Origin of the sequence: Streptacidiphilus jiangxiensis, from assembly GCF_900109465.1 — a bacterium.
In the GTDB taxonomy this organism is placed as follows: domain Bacteria; phylum Actinomycetota; class Actinomycetes; order Streptomycetales; family Streptomycetaceae; genus Streptacidiphilus; species Streptacidiphilus jiangxiensis.
In genome coordinates this window covers 1-21,097 of sequence record NZ_FOAZ01000001.1, presented here as the reverse complement: position 1 = coordinate 21,097, position 21,097 = coordinate 1, and the positions used below count along the sequence as shown (strand labels likewise).

Genomic DNA, 21,097 nt, shown 5'->3' with positions numbered 1-21,097 from the left:
CGGCGGATCGATCACAAGAAGGCGTGGCCCTCGCCCCGGTAGGTGGGCGCCTCACCGACGATCCGGTCGCCCTCGACGAGGTGGAGCCGGTCCACGCGCTCGCACAGCTCGCCGGCCTTGGCGTGCCGGAACCAGACCCGGTCGCCGAGCCGCAGCCGGTCCGCCGCCTCGCCCACCAGCGGCGTCTGCACCTCGCCCGCGCCCTCCGTGCCGACCAGGCCCAGTCCCTGCGGCCAGACCGGCGTGGGCAGCCGGTCCGCGCCGGCCGGGCCGGAGGCGATCCAGCCGCCGCCGAGGACGGTGACGTGGCGCGGCGCGGGGCGGCGGACCACGGTCAGCGCGAAGTAGGCGGCGGGCAGCGGGTCGAAGGCCCGGTAGTGGTCGAACAGGCGCGGCGCGTAGATGCCGGAGCCCGCCCCGAGCTCGGTGACGGCGGACTCGGACGAGGTGGATTCGAGGCTGCCGGTGCCGCCGCCGTTGACGAACTCCAGCGGCGCGACCTCCTGGACCGCGCGCACCGCCGCGGCACGGCGGATCCGCAGCTCCTGCGTCGACAGGCGCTGCATCAGCCGGACACCGGCCCGCATCAGCGGCGAACCGGGCTGGTTGTCGGCGAGGCCGGCGATCTGGCCCTCGTAGGACATCACGCCGACCAGCCGCAGGCGCGGCCGGTCCAGCACGGCGCGGGCCAGCGCGCCGGCCGCCGCCGGGTCGTGCATCGGGGAGCGGCGCATGCCGAGGTGGATCCGGCCGCCGAGCAGCCGCAGCGAGGCGTCGAGGTCCAGGCAGACCCGCACCTGCGGACCGTCGGCGGAGGCCGCCTGCGCGGCGGCGGCGATCAGGTCGAGGTGCTCGACGGAGTCGGCCATGACCGCGATCCGCGCGGCGGCGCGCTCGTCCGCGGCGAGTTCACGCAGCGAGGCGACGTCGGCGCAGGGGTAGGCGACGAGGATGTCGCCGAGCGACTCGTCCGTGGTCCGGGCCAGCCAGAGCGCCTCGGGCAGGGTGAACGCCATGATCCCGTGGTAGCCGGGGGTACGCAGCACGTCCTCGATGAGGGTGCGGCAGCGCAGCGACTTGCTGGCCAGCCGGATCGGCTTGCCACCAGCCCGGGCGGCCATCCGCTCGGCGTTGGCGCGCAGCGCGCCGAGGTCGACGACGGCGAACGGCGGACGCAGCTCGGCGGTCGCCTGCTCCAGCTGGGCGAAGGAGGCGGGCGTGTGGTTCTTGACGATCTCGGTTTCGGTGGTCATCGAAGGGCCTCTCGCTGGACTGCCGGAGCCGTGCGCAGATCCGCAGCGTGACTTGTTCACTTGTCCAAGTCAAGGGTGTCGGACTCTTGACTTGGACAAGTGAACAAGTTCAGTCTTCGGTGCCATGACGAACGCGTGGCGCAACTGGGCAGGGAACGAGCTGGCGCACCCGGTGCGGGTGGCGCGGCCGGCCGACGCGGGCGAGGTGGCGGCCGAGGTCGCCGCCGCCGTCCGTGACGGGCACGGGGTCAAGGCGGTCGGCGCCGGGCACTCCTTCAGCCCCACCGCCGTCGCGCCCGGCGTGCAGCTGCAGCTGGACCGGATGAACCAGCTGATCTCGGTCGACGCCGAGACGGGCCTGGTGACGGTCGGCGCGGGCATGCCGCTCTGGCAGCTGAACCCGCTGCTGGCCGAGCACGGCCTGGCCATGCAGATCCTCGGTGACATCGACCGGCAGACGATCTCCGGCGCGATCTCCACCGGCACCCACGGCTCCAGCACCCGCTTCGGCGGCATCGCCACGCAGGTGCGCGCGCTCGAACTCGTGCTGGCCGACGGCTCGGTGGTCGAGTGCAGCCCCGCCGACCACCCCGACCTCTTCGCCGCCGCCCGGGTCGGCCTCGGCGCGCTCGGCGTGATCACCAAGGTGACGCTGCAGTGCGTCCCGCTGTTCGCGCTGCACGCGCAGGACACCCAGCGACCGGTCGCCGAGGTCCTCGACGGTGTGCAGGAGCTCGCCGACGAGCACGACCACTTCGAGTTCTTCTGGTTCCCGCACAGCGAGGTGGCGCTGACCCGCCAGTTCACCCGCCTGCCGGCGAACATTCCGCTCACCCCCGTCGGCGCGTTCTCCGCCCGCCTGGACGAGGCCCTGAACGGCCCCGGTTTCGAGGCGCTGTGCCGGATCGGCACGCGCTTCCCGTCGACCGTCCGCCCGATCGCCCGCTTCGCGGCCAAGGCGATGTCGGCGCGGGAGTGGACCGACCTCTCCTACAAGATCTTCGCCTCGTCCCGCCCGGTGCGGTTCCTGGAGGGCGAGTTCGCCATCCCGCGGGAGCACGCGGTGGACGCGCTGCGGGAGATCAAGCAGTGGGTCGACCGCAACGACGAGCGGGTCTCGTTCCCGCTGGAGGTCCGGTTCGTGGCGGCGGACGACATCTGGCTGTCGACCGCGCAGGGGCGGGAGAACTGCTACATCGCGTTCCACCAGTACCACCGGATGCCCTATCAGAAGTACTTCCAGGCCTGTCAGTCCATCCTGGGCAGCTACGGCGGCCGCCCGCACTGGGGCAAGATGCACGACCTCGACGCGGCGGCGCTCCGACCGCGATACGAGCACTTCGACTCCTTCGTCGCCCTGCGCGACAAGCTCGACCCCACCGGCCTGTTCACCAACCCGTACCTCGACCGCGTCCTGGGCCGGGCACCTGGGGCGTAGCCTCCAGGGGATGCCGCCCCCAGGAGGAACACACGTGAGCAGCGACCGTCCGCTCTTCCCCGCGTTGGCCCGTGGTGGGACCGCGTCAGCGGTCCGTTTCGGGGAGCGGGAGCTCACCTACGCGCAGCTGCGTCGCGCCGTGCTCGCCACGGCGGAGCGCATCCACGGCGCGCGGCGGGTCGCCCTGTGGGCGACGCCGACGCTGGAGACCGCCGTGGGCGCGGTCGCCGCGCTGGCCGCAGGCGTCGAGCTCGTGCCGCTGAACCCGAGGAGCGGCGAGCGGGAGCTCGCGCACGTGCTCGGGGACAGCGCGCCGGAGCTCGTGCTGGCCGGGGAGGACGTGGACCTCGCGGGCCTGCCGGTCGTCGCGCCGGAGGTGACCGGCACCGGACCGGACGGCGCGTGGCCGCAGGAGCCGGACGCGGAGGCGACCGCGCTGATCATCTACACCTCCGGCACCACCGGGCCGCCCAAGGGCGCGGTCATCTCCCGCCGCGCCGTTCGCACCACCCTCGACGCGCTGGCCGAGGCGTGGGCGTGGACGGGGGACGACGTGCTGGTCCACGGCCTGCCGCTGTTCCACGTGCACGGGCTGGTCCTCGGCGTGCTCGGGCCGCTGCGCCGCGGCGGTGCCGTGCGGCACCTGGGCCGGTTCTCGGCCGCGGGCGTGCGGGACGAGCTGTCCGGCGGGGCCACCATGCTGTTCGGGGTGCCGACGATGTACCACCGGCTGGCGCAGGACGTCGCCACCGATCCCGCGCTGGTGAAGGCGCTGGCCGGGGCGCGGCTGTTGGTCTCCGGCTCTGCGGCGCTGGCGACCCGCGACCACCGGGCGATCCAGGAGGCCACCGGGCGGCAGGTGATCGAGCGCTACGGCATGACGGAGACGCTGATGAGCACCGCCGTCCGGCCCGGCGCCGCCCACCGTCCAGGAACCGTCGGCACCCCGCTCGACGGCGTGGAGCTGCGGCTCGTCGACGAGGGCGGGCTGCCCTTCGAGGCGCGGGACGGTGAGACCGTCGGCGAGATCCAGGTGCGCGGCGCGAACCTGTTCAGCGGCTATCTGGGCCGCCCGGACGCCACGGCGCAGGCGTTCGCCGAGGACGGCTGGTTCCGCACCGGGGACATGGCGGTGATCGAGCCGGACGGGGCGGTCCGCATCGTCGGCCGCAAGTCCACGGACCTGATCAAGAGCGGGGGCTACAAGATCGGCGCGGGCGAGATCGAGAACGTGCTGCAGGAGCACCCCGCCGTGGCCGAGGCCGCGGTCACCGGCGAGCCGGACCCGGACCTGGGCGAGCGGATCATCGCCTGGATCGTCCCGGCCGATCCGGCGGATCCGCCCTCACTGGAAGTGCTGGCCGACCACGTCGCCGCGCACCTCGCCCCGCACAAGCGGCCGCGCGAGGTGCGTCACCTCGCCGCACTGCCGCGCAACGACATGGGCAAGGTGATGAAGCGCGCCCTCGGCGCCTGACACCACCTCACCCACTGACGCAACCTCATCCCCGCTCGGCCAGGGTGGCGGCAACCACCGCGTTGGCGTGCCCGTGGCCGAGCCCGTGCTCGGCCTTCAACCAGGCGACCAGCTCCATGTGCTTGGTCAGCGGCGAGGCCCGGACCAGCTCCTGCCATTCGGAGACCGGGCGGCCGTACTTCTTCTCGATGGCGGGGAAATAGCTCGCGGGGCCCTTCACCGGTTCAGTCATCTGCGTGCTCCCGTAAGTAAGTTGGCCACGCCGGCGTGCCCCTGGTGGCGGCCGTCGAGTCTGTTCGGAGTCTATGGGGCGGGTGTGACAACGAGTCCACGCCCCGACTTCTCAGAGGATCTTCATCCAGGCCCCCTCTCCCCCGCTGGGGCTACCTGGGCTTACTCCGATGGAGGGGATCACCAGGCCCGCTCCGACGGCCGTACATATCACCTCTGACCTGCCATTTCGTTCTCTGACACGCCGTGAGACGACATCCCGTCAGGCCACGGATCGACATGCATCAGGACACAAAGGCATTTCTTATGAATTTCAGACAGGGATGTCGGCGGACCGTCCGCCCACCCCCTCGACGAAAGGTCCATCATGCGCACCATCTCCACCCTTGCCGGTTCGGCGGTCGTCGCTGCCGGCCTGCTGGTCGCCACCCCGGCCCACGCCGCCACGGCCTGGGACCACGACGGCTGCAAGCGCGCCGTCTGGAAGGCGAACAAGGCCGAGGACGCGTTCGAGAAGGCACTGGCGGACTTCAAGTGGCAGATCAAGCACGGCGGCCACCCCGGCAAGGCCGAGCGCGCCAACCTGGAGGACCTGCGCGAGCGGGCCAACATGCTCGCCGCGGACGCCTCGCGTGACTGCCCGGTCACCCCGAGCGGCGGCATGAGCACCGGTGTCGGCTCCACGAGCACCGGATCGAACACCGCCGACCTCGCGGCCGGTTCCGCCCTCATCGCCCTGGCGGGTGTCGGCGGTGGTGTGCTGGTCAAGCGCCGTCGTGCCGCCGGCCGCGCCTGACCCTCGCTGTCCCTGACGGCCCCGTGTGCGTGCCGCGGCTCCCGCCGCGCCCGCACCCGGGGCCGGGCCCGTGTCGGCACTCAGCCCTCTCCCCGCCTTCCCCTCCCAGCCTTCCCCTCCCCGCCTTCCCGTCGTTCGCATGTCCGGAGACCCGCGTGAGCACCGTGGACACCTCGCGGCCCAGCCGCCACCACCCCGTCCTGCTGATCGCGCTCCTCGCGATCATCGCCCTGCTGGGCGCCGCCCTGATCGTCCACGGCCGTCAGCGCTTCGCGCCGCCCCCGCAGCCGGCGGCGGCCCAGGGCCTCGGCTCCGGCTCACCCTCCACCGCGGCGGGCGCGAGCGCCTCGCCGCCGGTGCAGCCGATGTCCGCCGCCGCGCCGACCCGCATCAAGATCCCCGTGATCAACGTCGACGCGCCGCTGACGGGGCTCTCCCTGCTGCCGAGCGGGCAGCTGGCCGCGCCGCCCGAGGCCGACCGCAACCTCGCCGGCTGGTACCAGGCGGGCATCACCCCCGGTGAGACCGGCACCGCCGTCATCGCCGGCCACGTCGACAACGAGCAGGGGCCGGCCGTCTTCTACAACCTGGGCGTGCTGAAGAAGGGTTGGACCATCGACGTCGTCCGCGCGGACCACACCACCGCCGTGTTCACCATCGACGCCGTCCAGGCCTTCTCCGACCAGAACTTCCCCACCCAGCAGGTCTACGGCCAGTCCACCCGCCCCGAGCTGCGCGTGATCACCTGCGGTGCCGGCTTCGACAAGGCCACGCAGCACTACCTCGGCAACGTCGTCGTCTTCGCCCACCTCACTTCCTGGACCCACCAGTAGGGTGACCCGCCGTCCCGACGGGTAGGCTGACCCGTCGCTGTCGCTGTGCGCACGGGGGAGGAAGCGGGAGTTGGCCACCGTCAGAGCGGAGTCGGACATGCCGTCCGGTCCCGAGGACGTCGCCTGGACGCGGCTGCTGGAGGACGTCGCCCACAGCGGCCGCCGGCTGCGCCGCGAGGAGCTGGAGTCGCTGCGCGAGTACGGTGACCGCGCCGCCGAGGAGGGCCGCGCCCTCGCCGAGCTGATCGACGAGCGGCTCGCCGCGACCGGCAGGATCTGGGAGGGACGCACCGTCGACGCCGCGTCGCTCGCGGCCCTGCGCGCCGGAGTGGCCGCGCTCGCCTCCGGGCACGGCCGCGCCTACCGGGAGCGGCTGCGCCGCGAGGAGGCGGGGCGACGCGAGTTCGTCGCCGACCTGTTGAGCAGCCGTAGCGACCTGGGGCGCCTGGCCGAGCACGCCGAACGCTTCGGCCTCAACCTGGCCTGCGCCCACGTCGTCGCCGTGGCCGCGGGCGACGGCTACGACCTCGACGACCCGCTGGTCCGCGCCCTGGAGCGGCAGTTGCTGGGCCGCTTCGGCGAGCAGGAGGTGCTGCTCGCGGTCAAGCACGGACGGCTCGTGTGCATCGTGCCCTCCGGCCCCGGCGAGGACGCGGCCGTCAAGGCGTTCGCCGAGCTGACCCAGGGCCGCCGGGTGGTCGTCGGCCGCCCCCACAGCGGACCCGGCGGGGTGGTCCACTCCTACGAGGAGGCCCGGTCCGCGCTGGAGCAGGCCGACCAACTGGGCCTGCCGGAACGACTGCTGCACGCGGCCGACCTGCTGGTGCTGCCGGTGCTGCTGCGCGACCGGGAGGCGCTGGAGCAGCTCGTGCGCAGCGTGCTCGGGCCGCTGCACAAGGCGCGCGGCGGACCGCAGCCGCTGCTGGAGACCCTCACCGCCTACGCCGAGTCCCGCTACGTCACCGCCGAGGCGGCCCGACGGCTGGGCCTGAGCGTCCGGGCGCTGGCCTACCGGATCGCCCACATCGTCCGGCTGACCGGGCTGGACCCGGACGACGCGCTGCAGCGCTACACCCTGGAGACGGCCGTGTTCGGCGCCAGGCTGCTGGGGTGGCCCGCCGCCCAGCCGTCGGAGCCGTAGCCGTTGGAGACGCCGGAGCCGCCCGGGCCGTAGCCGGAGCAGAGCACCTTCCACCGGGCGGACTGCTCGGCCGTGGCCCGGCCGCGCAGCTGGGCGAGCTTGAGCAGGTTCGCCTCGGCGGCGCTGCCGAGGGTGCGCGCCTCGGCCAGGTAGTGGTCGTCCAGCAGCGCCTGGACCTCCGCGTCGCTCTGCACCGGGTCGATCCGGGCGGCGAGCTGCGCCATGGTCCGGTAGGAGCCCTGCAGCAGGAACGGCGGCTCCGTGCGCGAGCTCTCCTCCTGCGCGGCGGAGGCGATGTAGGCGCCGTTCACGGCCAGCACCGTCTCCTGCACGCGGCGCAGCCGGGCCAGCGTGGCGACCGCACGGTCCAGGTCCGGCACCGGCCGGCCGAGCTGGTCGGCCTGGGCCGCCGGGTCGCCGTCGGCCAGCGCCACGAGCAACCGCAGGTCCGCCGGATCGCTGCCGGCGAGCGGGGCCAGCACCGGGTTGGCGGCGAGGGCGTTCTCCAGGAACGACAGCGCGAACAGGCCCTGGTGCCCGGTCAGCACCTCGCCGAGGTTCCACACGTCGGCGCGGTTGGCCAGCATGTCCGGGATCTCGAAACGCTGTCCGTTGGCGGTGTAGGGGTTGCCGGCCAGGCAGACCGCGAAGCGCCGTCCCCGCAGGTCGAAGCTGCGGGCAACGCCGTCACTGACGGCCTCGACGCGCCGCTGGGTGTCGCACAGCGGGATGAACTTCTGCAGCAGCTCGGCCGAGACGTGCTGGATGTCGTCGACGTGCAGCAGCACGTTGCTGCCCGCCTCCAGCGCGAACACGATCTTCTCGACCTCGCGACGGGCCGCCGCGTCGGGCGCGCGGTCCGGATCGAGCGAGGTCGTGCCGTGGCCGAGCGCCGGCCCGTCGACCCGGACCATGAGCAGGCCGAGCCGGTCGGCGACGTACTCCAGCAGCGTGGTCTTGCCGTAACCGGGCGGGGAGAGGAGCAGCAGCAGGCCGCTGCGGTCGGTGGTGGCGGTGGCGTCGAGGGTGCCGAGCTGCTTGGCCAGGTTGTCGCCGACGAGCGGCAGGTAGACCTGGTCGATCAGCTGGTTGCGGACGAACCCGGCGAGCGGGCGCGGCCGGTAGTCGTCCAGGCGCAACCGCGTCCGCTCGGCCGCCAGCACGTCCGCGCGCTGTCGCTGGAAGGCGCGGAAGGCCGGCGCCCGCTCCTCGCGGAACACCCGGGCGCGGTGGGGCAGTTCGTCGATGCGCACGACCAGCCGGCCGTCCTGGACCCGCGGGTGCGCACCGAGCAGGCCGGTGACGGTCTCGCTCACGGCGGCGGTGATCTCGTAGCGCGTCAGCGCGGGCGCGACGAGCGCGGCCACGGCCTCCGCGAGACCGTCCACTCCCGCGGCCCAGCCGCCGGAGCCGGAGCCGCCCGCGGGACTGCGCTCCACGCCGTGACCGCGCGCCGCGCCCAAGGCGTCGCCCGAAAGGGCCGCGTCCCCCACGCCGTGACCACGCGACGCGCCGAAGGCGTCGGCTGCTGCGGCCGCGTGCCCGGCGCCGGTCGTGCGCGTCACGTCGAAGGTGGCGCCCGAAGCGGCCGCGTCGCCCACGCCGGTCGTGCGCGCCGCGCCGGAGGCGGCGGCTGGCGCGGCCACGGCGCCGGCGGCGCCCGCTCCGCTCCCGCTGCCCCCACCGTCCGCGCGGGACGCCGCGTAGGCGGCGAGCCAGGCGGTGGCGAGCTGGTGGCGGGCCGGCAGGTCGGCGTCGAGGGCGCGCAGGTCCGCGGTGAGGGCCGCGGCCGCATCGGTGTGGCGGAAGCCGTCGAGGAGGGCACGGGCGGCGAGGCCGGTGGCGAAGCCGTCGCGCGGGTCGGCGAGCTCGGCGACCAGGTAGTCGCCCGCGCGGGCCGCGCCCGGCAGGCCGAGCGGGTCGGTGAACGCGGCGACCGCCGCCGCGAGTTCCGCGCCGAGCTCGGTCAGCGCGCCGACCGTTCCCGCCGCGCCGAACTGGGCGCGCGCCAGGACCAGGGACCGCGCCCGGCGCTGCCACGCGGCACGCTGCGCGTCCGTCGCGCCGTGCGCCCAGAACAGCTGCGCGGCGGCGCGCACCTGCGCCGGGTACTCCAGCAGGCCGGCCCCGGCGCGCAGCCGCAGCAGCGCGTCCAGGATCAGGGCGGCGTCGTGGTCGTGGACGCCACGCTCGTACCCCTCGTCGTAGGCGCGCTCGGCGGCGCGCCGCACCTGGTCGAGCAGGGGGACGGCGGTCACGTCCGGCCCGACGTCCGGGCCCGTCAGCGCCCTCGCGTCCCGCAGCAGCGCGGCGGCGAGGTACTCGGCCCGGTACAGCGTCGGCGACTCGCTCACCAGCGGCTGCGTCCAGAACTCCCGGCCGCCCAGCAGCTCGGGCAGCCGCGCCGGGCGGCGGTAGCCGGTCCCGGTGACGAGAAAGGCCAGTCCGTCGCCGTCCGGCTGGAGCGTCAGCTCCACCGGCTCGCGCCGCACCGCGAAGCGGTGACGGCCCAGCCGGACGCTGGCGCCGCCGTCGCCGGAGAGGTCGGCGCGGTCGCGCAGGTCGCGCAGCGCGGTGCGGACGGCCCCGGTCAGGCCGTCCTCCAACTCCTGGGCGCGCACCTGGTCGTCGAGGCCGCGCAGCTCCCCTGCGGCCGCGCGGACGCGGACCGCCATCGGGTCGGCGGCCTCGGCGGCGTGGATGTCGGCGGCGGAGCCCAGGCCCGCGAGCCTGCGGCGCAGCGCCTCCAGCGCGCGCCGCGCGGATGCGGCGACGCGGTCCGCGCGGGCGGCGGCCTCGTCCAGCAGGGTCTGCCGACGGGTGGCGAAGGCCTGCTGAATCTCCTCGCGGCGCAGCGCCAGATCCGCGGCCAGGTCCTCGGCCTCGGCGAAGCGGGCCTCCAGCGCGTCGACCCGCAGCATCAGCCGGGCCAGCTGGTCGTCACAGCTCGCCGGGCTGTCGGCGGCGGTGAGGGCGGCCGTGGTCGCCTGGGCCAGCAGCGCGGACTCGGCGGCGTGCGCGGCGCGGTGCTCGGCGTCGAGCAGGGCGCGGCGGCGGTTGGCCAGCACGGCGCGGGCGCGGTTGACGGCCGCCAGCACCTCCCCGATGGCGAGCAGGACGGCGGTCCCGGCCGCCGGGTCGGCGGCGACGGCGCCGGTGACCAGGTCGGTGACGGTGGCGAGCGCGTCGGCCTGCTCGGCGAGCCGGTCGGCGAGCTGACCGGCCTCCGTCGAGCCGGCCACGGCCTCGGCCTCCTCGGCGGCGCGCCGGGCGGTCGCGAGCGGCGCGGCGAACGCGTCGGGGCTCGCGAAGAACGCGAAGGCGCGCTCCGTCGCCGCCGTCAGCTCGGCGGCCAGGTCCGCCTCGATCCGGTCGAGGGCGGCCACGTCCAGCTGCGGCAGCTCGCGCAGCAGGCGGGTGCGGCCCTGGCTCTGGCGCAGTTCGGCCAGCAGCCGCGTCCAGCCGTCCGCGTCGACGGGCGGCTCGCCGTGGGAGCGGCGGACGAGGGACGCCGCCTCCTCGCGGGCCTGCTCCAGCGCCTGCGCGGCGCGGGCGGCGAGCCCCCGCACGCGGGCCTGCTCGGCGGCCAACTGCTCCGCGGCATCCCTCAGTTCTTCGAGTGGCCGGAGCAGACCGGTGTCGGCGAGCCAGTAGTGGCGGTCCACCGCCCTCGCGCACGCGTCGAGGATCAACTCCGGCGCGCGGGAGGCTGCTTCACTGTCCTGCGCGGCGACGGCCGCGGTGCGGACCACGTCCAGGCAGTCGGCGATGCCGCGCACCAGGTCGGCGTTGCCGATGCGGGCCAGCGGCCCGTCCCCGACCGGCTGCGCGGCGGCATGGTCGGCGGACTGGAACGGTGTGTCCCAACGCTGGAGTTCGTGCGTGCGCACCGGCTCGCGGTCCGGCTTGAGCAGCACCAGCGTGCCGTCGGGGAGCAGCGTGTACGCGGCCCCGTGCAGGGCTGCGCCGGCCTCGCGCCGCACCGTGTTCCACGGCAGCAGCAGCACCTGGGCGCGGCCCGGCCGACGCAGGACGTAGAGCAGGTCCTCGCCGTTGGGCGCCGGCACGACGGCGTCGAAGCGCAGCGCGTCCTGGCCCTCGCCGGTCGCCGTCGCGGCGGTGTCCCCGCCGTCGACGTGGAAGGCGCGGTGGGTACCGTCCGCGAGTTCGTAGCCGCCGGGGAAGATCAGGCCCTGTTCGGCCGGCAGCAGTCGGGCGCCGAGAGCGAGTGAGTCCTGTCGGCGCACCGATCCGGTGCGGACGTTGACGACCAGGTGGCGGTCGGCCGGCTCGTTGTACGGGCGGATCCGCAGCAGGAGCAGCGGGCCCGTCTCCGCGTAGGCCACCGTCGCGTCGGCGAGCGACTGCAGGGGCTCGTCGACCGGCTCCTCGAACAGCACCCGGTCCCCGGGCACCGTCCGGACGGTCAGGCTGCCGCCGGTGGTGGCGACCGCGACCGCTCCGCCACCACCCTCGATCCGGATCCGCCCGTGGTCGTGGTGCTCACGGCCGACCGTCGTCCACGGCAGGGCGTAGACGGGGGGCTGCGGCAGGTCGCGCTCGCCGTGGTTGCCGAGATACTCGACCTGACCGTCGCCCAGCTGCCAGCTCAGCACCCGCTGGTCGCCGTCGTTCTCGCCGGTGCGGAAGACCGCCAGCAGCCGTCCCGTCGCCGTCCTGACCAGGTCGACGAGCCGTGCGTCGCGGTAGTAGCGCAGCAGCTCGGCCAGGTCCCGGTGGAACCGCTCGTCGTCGAGCAGGCCCGGCACGGTGCCCGGGTCCAGCGCCGAGCCGTCCAGCCCGTGCAGCGAGAGCAGGCCCGCGTCGAGGTCCGGCGCCGACGTGCCCACCAGCAGCACGTCCGGTCGGACCGCGACCACGCCGCACGCCCTGCCCTCGCCCGCGGTCCGCGGCCGGGCGGAGGCGGCGAGCTCCAACGCCCGGGAGCCGAACGCCTCCTGCCGCGCGGAGTTCACCTCCGCCGCCCGCCGCCCCAGCTCCGTCGCGCGCTCGGCGAGCCGCGCCCGAAGGATCTGGTAGGTGCCGTCCTCGACGCCCATCACTGCTTCCCGTATCCCTTGCCTGTGCCTGAACGTGCTGCCTGCTGACTGCTGCCTGCTACCTGTCGTGTGCTACTTGCCGGTCCCGGTCGAGCCGTTGAGCAGTCGCGACGGGTCCACCGGCAGGGTGCCGTCGGCGCCGGCGCCGTTCAGCAGCTTCATCAGCAGGGCCAGGTTCCAGGGCCCGCCGGCCGCGAGCGAGCGCAGCACCTCGGTCGCGTCGTCGCTGAAGCTCCGCTCACCGTTCAACCAGTCGGCGCCCAGCGCCTTGACGGTCTCCGACCCCTGGATCGCGCCGTCGATCGACTTGCCGAACGACACCGCGCCGACGACCTTCTCCAGGAAGACGCTGTCCCCGCCGACGATGTCGATGTTCGCGCTCTTGAGGCCGGCCGCCAGCACCGAGGCCTGCGCCTCGGCCACCTTGGCCTCCACCTCCAGCGCGGCGAGCCGGACGTCCTTGTCGGCGGCCAGGCGGAGGCGGAACTCCTCGTGCGCCCGCGAGACCTCGTCGAGGGCCGCCATCGCCGCGGCCTTCTTCTCCAGGCCGGCCGCCTCGCCGAGCAGCTTCTCGCGGATCGCCGCGGCCTCGGCGTTGGCCTTGCTCTCCGCCACGGCCGCCTCCGCCAGGCCGACCTTCTCGATGGCGACGGCCTTCTCCTTCATACCGGCCGCCTCGCCCTCCAGCCTGGCCCGGATCGCGGCGGCCTCGGCGTTGGCCTTGCTCTCCGCCACGGCCGCCTCCGCCAGGCCGACCTTCTCGATGGCGACGGCCTTCTCCTTCATACCGGCGGCCTCGCCCTCCAGCTTCGCGCGGATCGCGGTGGCCTCGGCCATCGCCTGACGCTCCGCCACCTCGGCCTGCGCCAGTCCGGCGGCCCCGGCCAACGCCCGCTCGCCCTCGGCGCGCCGCGCGTTGGCGGACGCCTCCAGCTCGGCGCTCTTCTGCGCGGCCTCGGCCAGCACCAGCTGCTCCTTGGCCTTCAGGTGCGCGGACTGCTCGGCGGCCTCGGCCGCCTTGATGTCCTTGACCAGCTGCTCCTGCGCCTCCGCCTCGGCGGCGATGATCACCGTCTGCCGGGTGCGCTCGGCCTCCTGGACGACGCGGACCCGCTTGATCTCCTCCTCCTGCTCCGCGACGGTCCGCTCCACCGCGATCCGCTCGCGTACCACCTCGGCCACGCCGCGACGCTCGACCTCGACCTGCTTCTCCATCTCGGCCTTGGCGAGCTGCACCTCCTTGTCGCGGTTGACGACCTCCAGCAGCCGGTCCTTCTCGATCCGCTCGGACTCCACCGCCAGCACGCGCTCACGGTTCTTCTCCGCGACGGCGATCTCCCGCTGCTGGTTCTCCCGCTGGACCCCGAGCAGCTCCTCGGTCCGCAGCAGCGCGCCGTGCGCCTTGAGCCGCTCCTCCTCCTGGACCATCGCGGTGGCGGCCTCCTCCTGCGCCTTCAGCGTCTCGATCCCCTTGCGCTGCCGGATCTCCGCCTCGGCGCGCCGCCGCTCCAGCTCCAGGACCGCCTCCCGGGCGTCGACGTCCTGACGGGTGATCTCCATCTGCTCGTTGCGCTGGAAGTCGTTGGTGCGGATGTGCTCGAGGGCGGTCAGCTCGGTGATCTTCCGGATGCCCTGGGCGTCCAGGATGTTGGTCGGGTCCAGCTCGGCCATCGGGGTCTGCTCGAGGTGGTCGATGGCCGCGTCCTCGAGGTGGTAGCCGTTCAGGTCCGTGCCGATGGCGGCGATGATCCGGTCCCGGAACTCCTCGCGGTGGGTGTAGAGGTCGGCGAACTCGAGCTGCTTGCCGACGGTGCGCAGCGCCTCGGCGAACTTGGCGCTGAACAGGTTCTGCAGGGTCTCCTGGTGACTGGCCCGCTCGGTGCCGATCGCCTGGGCGACCTTGATGACGTCCTCGACGGTCTTGTTGACCCGGACGAAGAAGGTGATCTGGATGTCGGCCCGGATGTTGTCCTTGCAGATCATCCCCTCACGTCCGGTGCGGGTGATCTCGATGGTCTTCACCGAGATGTCCATGACCTCGGCGCGGTGCATCATCGGCAGCACCAGGGCTCCGGTGAAGCTCACGTCGACGCTCTTGGGTCGGGAGACGATCAGGGCCTCGCCCTGGACGACCTTGCGGAACAGCCGTCCGAAGAGCAGCAGCGTGCCCAGACCGATGAGCAGCAGGACGGCGACGAGCACGCCGATACCGATGGTGACGACAGACATGGCTGTTCCCTTGGATGGACTTCACTGGTGCTGCGAATGAGTTGGATGTGGCTGATCGATCCGGACACCTACGGCGCCGGCATGACCCAGAAGAACTCGCCGTCGGCGTCGTAGTCGTAGATGAGCGCGGAGGCTCCCGTACGCAGCGCCCGGCCCTCGCCCGCCGCGTCGTCGACGCTCTGACGGACCTGCACGACGGCGGCGGAGCCGTCGGCGGACCGGACCTCGGCCTGCCCGAAGTCGGGCCCCACCCGACCGGTCCGGATCACACAGGCGAGCCCGACGAAGTCCCGCCGGGACGGCGGCGGAGGCGGCTCCGGCATCAGCCGGCCGAGCGGCACCGCGAGCAGGCGGGCCCCCACCCACCCACCGACCAGCGCCACGGGCAGCAGCCATCCCGCGCTGCCGCCACCACTGCCGTCCGGGTTCCCGCCTCCGCCGAGCCACGCACGGCCGGCCAGGGAGGTGAACCAGGCGAACGCCACGACGAGCGACACCGCCACCGTGATCGGCACCCCGCCCAGCCCCACCACGCGCTGCCACCCCCCGTGGCTGTGGCGCGCCGCGCCGTGGGCCGCCTGCTCCCCGTTCCCCCCGTGGCCCGCCTGCGGCGCGTGCCCCCCGTGCGGCGCGCTCCCCCCGTGGGCCCCCTGGCCGGCCTGGCCGGCCTGCCCCCCGTGCGCATGCCCCCCGCCATGCCCACCACCCCCGTGCCCGGCACCATGGCCACCCCCGTGACCGGCACCCCCGTGCCCGGAACCATGGCCACCCCCGTGACCGCCGACGTGCCCACCCCGGGCACCGTGCAGATGTGCTCCCCCGACGAGCACCAGGACCCAGTACCCCACCACCACGACCAGCGCGAAGGTGAAGACCACGGTCGGAAAACCCGTGACCGCCCCCAGAAAGCCCCGCACTTGCTCTCGCCTGCCTCTGCACGTCCCCCGAAGGGCCACACACCGTGGCCCCGCAGCGTCAGGGTGGCAGCGCGAGCGGCACACCCGCAGTGCGTGATCCCGGCAGTCTTAGCGCCCTCTTAGCGTCCTGGTTCAGCTCACACCTCAGGGCGCCGCACCGGCCCGGACGGATCGATGCCGTCTCCCCCAGCAGGCGCTGACCAGGCGTGAGACCCCGAGGACCTGGGGCCCCGTGTAAGAGCAGGGCAAGAATCCGCAGACGGAGCATCCCAAAAAGGACGAAGGCGATCACGTTCCGGCAAGCGTCCGGTTCCGGCCACCAGGACGGCCACTTCGCCTTGTTACGCTCCCGACTGCTCCGCGACCGCGGCCGTGCCGTGACCACCAGCCGCGACCGGAGCGACTCGAACATTTCGGACGGCGATGGGGTGGGTGAGGGCGTGGCTCATAGACGGGGCTTGACAGCAGGCCTGGCGACTCTTGTGGTCGCGGCGGCGATCGCCGGCGCGGTACCGGGGAGCGCTGCCGCAAGCACGACGAGCACGACGAGCACGAGCGGCTCCCCGGCGGAGGTCGCGACGCTGCCCGCGCCGCAGCTCGCCGCCTCACGGGCGGACATTCCGCTGGTCGCCGGCGCCACCGGCTTCCTTCACCAGGAGCAGGGACTCCCGGGCTACACCTGGACCGACTACGCGTCAGGGACCGACACCGCGCAGCCGCAGCTGAGCGCCGTGCCGGCGTCCGGCACGACCTTCCTCTCGGCCGGGGGCGACCACGTCGCCTATCAGAACGGTGCGAAGCTCGGCGTCGGCGACCCGACCGTGGCCGGCAGCTGGGTCACCTACGACCTCTCCTCTCTCGGCGCCGTCCACATCGTCGGCGACGTCAGCCAGAACGGGACGCGCGCCCTGGTCCAGGAGATCGGTGGCATCTCCCACCTGCTCCAGCTCAACGCGGACGGCACGACGACCGAGCTCCCCCTGACCGGCCTGCCGTCCGGCACGGGCTACACCAACAGCGCTCTCGGCTACCAGAACTCGGGCGACTACGAGTTGGTCCGCAGCACGCCGAAGAGCGGCGTCAGCGGCACGGTCGGGTACTACCTGTTGAACCTGGACACGGGCGCGGCCACCTCGGTCTCGGGCATCCCGCTGTCCGCCACCTCCGCGACCGTCCGCGGTGACTACCTGATCTGGCGCTCGACCGGCGGCGTCTCGGTGGTCAAGGTCGCCGACCTGCTCGCGGGTACGGCCACCCCCACGCAGGTCGCGTCACCGGCCAATCCCGGCTCCCTGCTGGACTACGGAGTCGTCGGCCAGCAGGTCGTGATGCTGACCCAGGTGGCGGCCGGCGCGCCGCAGGTGCTCTCCGCCGTCCCGATCGCCGGGGGCCCGGCCGTCCAGCTCGACGCCACCGTGTCCCTGCCGGTCCCCTCGAACCAGTTCCCCGGCTACCTGGCCCAGGGCCCCGGGGGCATCCTGGCGATCGGCGCCACCAGCCCGAGCGGCGGCCTGGCGGTGCAGCACCTCACCGCGGCCGCGGACGGCACCGTCGACGTCACCGCCGTGCGCGGGCTGCCGGCCCCCGCCGAGACCACCGTCACCCTGACCATGGCGCACGGCCAGGTGCGCCAGATGCTCACCGTCCCGCAGCTCAACGCGGCCACGCGCTTCGCGGCGGCCACCACCCCGCTGGCCGGCTCCGGCTCGGGCGTCGGCAAGACCTCGACCGGCTATCTCAACAACGGCGGCTTCACGCCGCTCCAGGCCGGCCCCTGCGCCCTGGACGCCTCCTGCGTCCGCGAGGCGGACGGCAACTTCTACGGGCCGGTCTACACGACCACAACGGCGACCAGCGCCGATGTGTTCGTCAACGGTCTGGAGTTCGGGGAGAACTTCACCACGCCCGACACCCGCGTCGTGGACGTGGACAGCAGCTACGTGGTCATCGACTCGGCCGGCACCCAGCACCTGTGGGAGCCCGGCCAGAACGCGATGATCACGCTCGGGACGGCGAACGGCGCGGCCCTGTGGATGGGCACGCTGTGGCGGGCCACCGGCCCGGGCCAGTTCCAGGCCAGCCTGCCCCAAAACGGCCTGGCCGTCGCCCCCGCCGTCAAGCGGACCATCAGCACCGGGGCCACGTGCACGGCCACCGAGGTGCAGGTCGCGCAGCACTGGCTCTACTGGAGCTGCGGCAGCACCGGCCCGGCCGGGATCTACGACCTGTCCACCGACACGGAGTTCGGCGTCGACCCCGGTCCCGCGCTGCTCGGTGACGGCTACCTCGTCCGTCACGACGCGGCCAGCGGTGAGCTGCGCCTGACCGACATCCACACGGACTCCGTCGGCGCGACCTCCGTGCTGGCCACCGTCCCGCAGCCGGCCGGCACGAGCGACGACCGCGGCATCGACTGGACCGTGGACCGCACCTCCGGCGACGTCGCGTACACGGGCACGGACAACGTCGTCCACGTGCTGACCACCGGCGTGCCCGCGTCCACGGTCACGGCCACCGGGGGTGCCTGGAACAACGGCATCACGCCGGGGCAGCAGTGGGGCTTCGGCTTCGAGGCCAGCCGTCCGCTGGCGAGCTGGCAGTTGGTGATCCGTCGGGCCACCACCGGCCAGGTCGTCTACAGCTACACCGGCGGCGCGACCGCCGCCTCGGGCGCGAACAGCTGGAACGGCCTCCTGCAGGGCGGGACGCCCGCCTTCGACGGCACCTACGACTGGCAGCTGCTGACCGTCCCCGCGGACGCCGCCGGTACGACCCCGACCCAGTCCGCCACCGGCACGATGGGCGTCTACTACGGCCGGATGCCCTTCCACTCCTACGGCGAGAACGGCCAGTCCACCCTGCTCGGGGTGCTGAACAAGCCCGCCTTCGGGTACGGGTACGGCTACGGCATGGAGTACACGGGCAACGGCAACGGCACCTACGCGAGCCCGGTCGCCTCGACGTACTGGAACCTCGGCACCGGCCCCGGGCAGCTGAACGCGGTCGTGCCCTTCGGCGACGTCAACGGTGACGGCTACAACGACGTCGTCGTCCGCACCAGCAGCGGCGAGCTGGAGTACTACCCGAACCAGCCGGCCGGCGACGTCCTCAACAACGCCACACCGAGGACCATCGGTGGCGGCTGGAACATCTACAACAGCCTGGTCTCGGTCGGTGACCTCAACGGCGACGGTCACGACGACCTGCTCGCCCGCGACGCCTCGGGCGAGCTGTGGCTCTACCCGGGCACGGGCAGGGGCGGCTTCGCGCCCCGGGTCGCCATCGGCGGCGGCTGGAACACGTACGCCCGGATCATCGGCGTCGGCGACCTGAACGGCGACGGCATCAGCGACCTCCTGGCGGTCGACACCCACGGTGGCCTGTGGCGCTACTTCGGCAACGGCAAGGGCGGCTTCGACGCCCGCGTGAAGCTCGGAACGGGCTACTGGATCTACAACGCGATGGTCGGCGTCGGCGACGTTGACGGCCACGGCCTCAACTCGGTCGTCGCCCGCGACACCGCGGGTGTGCTGTGGCGCTACGACTTCACCGCCTCCGGCGCCCTCGAGCCCCGGATCCGCGTCGGCGGCGGCTGGAACATCTACAGCAACCTCTACTGATCCTCCCGCCTGATCCCGGCACGCCTCGGCCCGGCAGGCGACAGAAATGGGGACCGGCCGACGGCCGGGCTCAACTAGCATTCCGACCGCCGCCCGCGGCCCGGCCCCACTGTCCGGGACCGGTGACCGTCGGGCCCGGACGAAGGGGGAACACCTTGTCTGACACCAGGAAACCCAAGAGACCCGCGCCCAGCGCCCGATGGCGTGCCGGGCTGGTCTCCCTCGGCGCGCTCGCGCTCGCGCTGGTCGGGACCGGTCCGGCCCATGCGGACGACGGGACCGCCACCACGCCGACCGATCTCTTCAACGGCTACCAGCACTGCTCCACCGACGCCTCCGCGCCGACCTTCCTGTGGGGAGGCGAGGGCGTCTTCGTCGAGGGCGTCGCCCAGGGCACGCCGCCGTCGAACCCGACGGGCAGCGGCTTCATGGGCGTGCAGTACCGGGCCTGGCCGGTCTCCGACCCGACCCAGGTCACCACCGTCTCGAACTCCTACGCCACGGTCGGCAACGAAGCGGGTGCGGTCGTCCCGTCCACCGCCCTCACGGACGGTCAGACCTACGTCTGGCAGGCCCGGACCGTGTCCGGCGCCTCCGCCTCGGACTGGTCCGCGAGCTGCTACTTCACCGTCGACAACGTCCGCCCGGACCAGCCGCCGACGGTCACCTCACCCAACTACCCGCCGAACGTCTTCAACCAGGGCGGCTCTGCGGTCCAGTTCAGCTTCGGCGCCAACGGGGTCGGCGACGTCGCCGGCTACGAGTACGACTGGCAGCAGGACCTGGGGGTCATCGGCGTCCCGATCGGAGACCACGGCATCCCGCAGCCGACGGACCCGTACAGCGACCCGAAGCACTTCGCCCGGGCGACGACCCTCGGCGGCTCCGCCACCGCGAGCCTGATCCCGCCGGAGGGCTCGGGGCTGTACCGCCTGTGGGTCCGCAGCCTGGACCGGGCCGGCAACCCGTCGGACGAGACCAGCTACATGTTCTTCGTGAAGTACGACGGGCCGACGGCCACGCCGCTGGTCCCGAAGGTCCAGTTCGACAAGGTCACCCCGTTCCGCCTCAGCCCGAACCCGGGCGTCCAGGCGATCTCCCCGGTCGTCAGCTACACCCTGCAGACCTTCGGCGCCAGCGGCCAGCAGACCACCCAGGTCAAGGCGGCCGGCGACGGCTCCGCCGAGGTGAACCTCACCCTGGACGGCGCCTACGGTGACTTCTTCTACGTCTCCAGCACCAGCGCCAACGGCTGGATCAGCTCCTCCTACTGGTGGACCACCGGCCCGGTCGACACCAGCCCGACCGTCAGCTCCGACATCTACGCCGAGAACGGCTCCAGCGGCGGCTCGGGCGTCCCGGGCACCTTCACCTTCGCACCCAAGGTGAAGGGCGTGGCCAGCTACACCTACTCCTTCAACTGGGGCACCCCGACCACCGTCAAGGCGATCGCCGGCGGCTCGGCCCAGATCTCCTGGACCCCGCCCCAGAGCGGCTGGTACGACCTGGAGGTCTACGCGACCACCAAGGACGGCATCCAGCTGGCCCCGTACGACTACTACTTCACCGTCAACTGACGCGGACGGCAGAAGAGAGGAGGGGCACGGAGCTGTCGCTCCGTGCCCCTTTCGGGCTGTCTTGGACAGGCCCTAGGCCTCGACGGCCTTCTTCAGGGCCTCGACGCGGTCGGTGCGCTCCCAGGTGAAGTCCGGCAGCTCGCGGCCGAAGTGGCCGTAGGCGGCGGTCTGGGAGTAGATCGGGCGCAGCAGGTCCAGGTCGCGGATGATGGCGGCCGGGCGCAGGTCGAAGACCTTGGTGACGGCTTCCTGGATCTTGCCGACGGGGGCGGTCTCGGTGCCGAAGGTCTCGACGAAGAGGCCGACCGGCTCGGCCTTGCCGATGGCGTAGGCGACCTGGACCTCGGCGCGGGTGGCCAGGCCCGCGGCGACGATGTTCTTGGCGACCCAGCGCATCGCGTAGGCGGCGGAGCGGTCGACCTTGGACGGGTCCTTGCCGGAGAAGGCGCCGCCGCCGTGGCGGGCCATGCCGCCGTAGGTGTCGATGATGATCTTGCGGCCGGTCAGGCCGGCGTCGCCCATCGG

13 protein-coding genes are annotated in these 21,097 nt (G+C 73.4%); 7 read left to right on the top strand and 6 right to left on the bottom strand.

Translation table 11 applies throughout. The annotated features are described in order from the left end of the window. Positions 1 to 11 precede the first annotated feature (11 nt). The gene (locus BMY61_RS00065; RefSeq protein ID WP_042453538.1) at positions 12 to 1,253 is read right to left on the bottom strand and encodes an amino acid deaminase/aldolase; all 1,242 of its coding nucleotides are present in this window, start codon (positions 1,251 to 1,253) and stop codon (positions 12 to 14) included. Between the two features lie 124 nt (positions 1,254 to 1,377). Here BMY61_RS00065 and BMY61_RS00060 point away from each other — a divergent pair, with 124 nt between their 5' ends. Both BMY61_RS00060 and BMY61_RS00055 read left to right on the top strand, forming a co-directional pair. Beyond that, on the top strand, positions 1,378 to 2,691 hold the full coding sequence (locus tag BMY61_RS00060) for a D-arabinono-1,4-lactone oxidase (protein ID WP_042453536.1): 1,314 nt from the start codon (positions 1,378 to 1,380) through the stop codon (positions 2,689 to 2,691). Between the two features lie 34 nt (positions 2,692 to 2,725). Then, positions 2,726 to 4,168: an acyl-CoA synthetase gene (locus BMY61_RS00055; RefSeq protein ID WP_042453534.1), complete on the top strand. Its 1,443-nt coding sequence runs from the start codon at positions 2,726 to 2,728 to the stop codon at positions 4,166 to 4,168. A 25-nt stretch (positions 4,169 to 4,193) separates the two neighbouring features. Here BMY61_RS00055 and BMY61_RS00050 read toward each other — a convergent pair whose 3' ends face one another. Next, positions 4,194 to 4,400 (bottom strand): DUF4287 domain-containing protein, encoded by a 207-nt coding sequence (locus tag BMY61_RS00050; protein ID WP_042453532.1) that lies wholly within the window; start codon positions 4,398 to 4,400, stop codon positions 4,194 to 4,196. A gap of 366 nt (positions 4,401 to 4,766) precedes the next feature. Between BMY61_RS00050 and BMY61_RS00045 the strand changes: the two genes are divergently transcribed. The 3 genes from BMY61_RS00045 to BMY61_RS00035 all read left to right on the top strand — a co-directional run bounded on the left by BMY61_RS00045 (position 4,767) and on the right by BMY61_RS00035 (position 7,169). Beyond that, complete coding sequence (locus BMY61_RS00045) at positions 4,767 to 5,195, top strand: hypothetical protein (RefSeq protein WP_042453530.1); 429 nt, start codon at positions 4,767 to 4,769, stop codon at positions 5,193 to 5,195. Positions 5,196 to 5,350: 155 nt separating this feature from the next. Next, positions 5,351 to 6,028, top strand: a complete 678-nt coding sequence (locus BMY61_RS00040) for a class F sortase (RefSeq protein ID WP_236656335.1) — start codon at positions 5,351 to 5,353, stop codon at positions 6,026 to 6,028. Positions 6,029 to 6,098: 70 nt separating this feature from the next. Further along, positions 6,099 to 7,169 (top strand): PucR family transcriptional regulator, encoded by a 1,071-nt coding sequence (locus tag BMY61_RS00035; protein WP_425314651.1) that lies wholly within the window; start codon positions 6,099 to 6,101, stop codon positions 7,167 to 7,169. Here BMY61_RS00035 and BMY61_RS00030 read toward each other — a convergent pair. From BMY61_RS00030 to BMY61_RS47290, 3 genes are all read right to left on the bottom strand, one after another. Continuing rightward, complete coding sequence (locus BMY61_RS00030; RefSeq protein ID WP_075003697.1) at positions 7,097 to 12,229, bottom strand: DNA repair ATPase; 5,133 nt, start codon at positions 12,227 to 12,229, stop codon at positions 7,097 to 7,099. The two genes, BMY61_RS00035 and BMY61_RS00030, sit on opposite strands and share 73 nt — an antisense overlap. Before the next feature lie 72 nt (positions 12,230 to 12,301). Then, positions 12,302 to 14,458 carry an SPFH domain-containing protein gene (locus tag BMY61_RS00025; protein ID WP_052439583.1) on the bottom strand — a complete coding sequence of 719 codons (2,157 nt, stop codon included), beginning with the start codon at positions 14,456 to 14,458 and terminating at the stop codon, positions 12,302 to 12,304. A 68-nt stretch (positions 14,459 to 14,526) separates the two neighbouring features. Continuing rightward, positions 14,527 to 14,991 (bottom strand): hypothetical protein, encoded by a 465-nt coding sequence (locus tag BMY61_RS47290; protein ID WP_052439584.1) that lies wholly within the window; start codon positions 14,989 to 14,991, stop codon positions 14,527 to 14,529. 842 nt (positions 14,992 to 15,833) lie between these two features. Between BMY61_RS47290 and BMY61_RS00015 the strand changes: the two genes are divergently transcribed. Beyond that, entirely contained in the window at positions 15,834 to 18,995 is a 3,162-nt protein-coding gene (locus BMY61_RS00015; RefSeq protein ID WP_143094107.1) for an FG-GAP repeat domain-containing protein, read from the top strand. Positions 18,996 to 19,150: 155 nt separating this feature from the next. Beyond that, positions 19,151 to 20,572, top strand: coding sequence for a hypothetical protein (locus BMY61_RS00010; RefSeq protein WP_042461448.1), 1,422 nt, complete (start codon positions 19,151 to 19,153; stop codon positions 20,570 to 20,572). Positions 20,573 to 20,644: 72 nt separating this feature from the next. Here the strand turns inward: BMY61_RS00010 and BMY61_RS00005 are convergent. After that, positions 20,645 to 21,097 (bottom strand): methionine adenosyltransferase domain-containing protein (locus BMY61_RS00005; protein ID WP_177240370.1); only part of this gene is annotated, 453 nt, incomplete at its 5' end.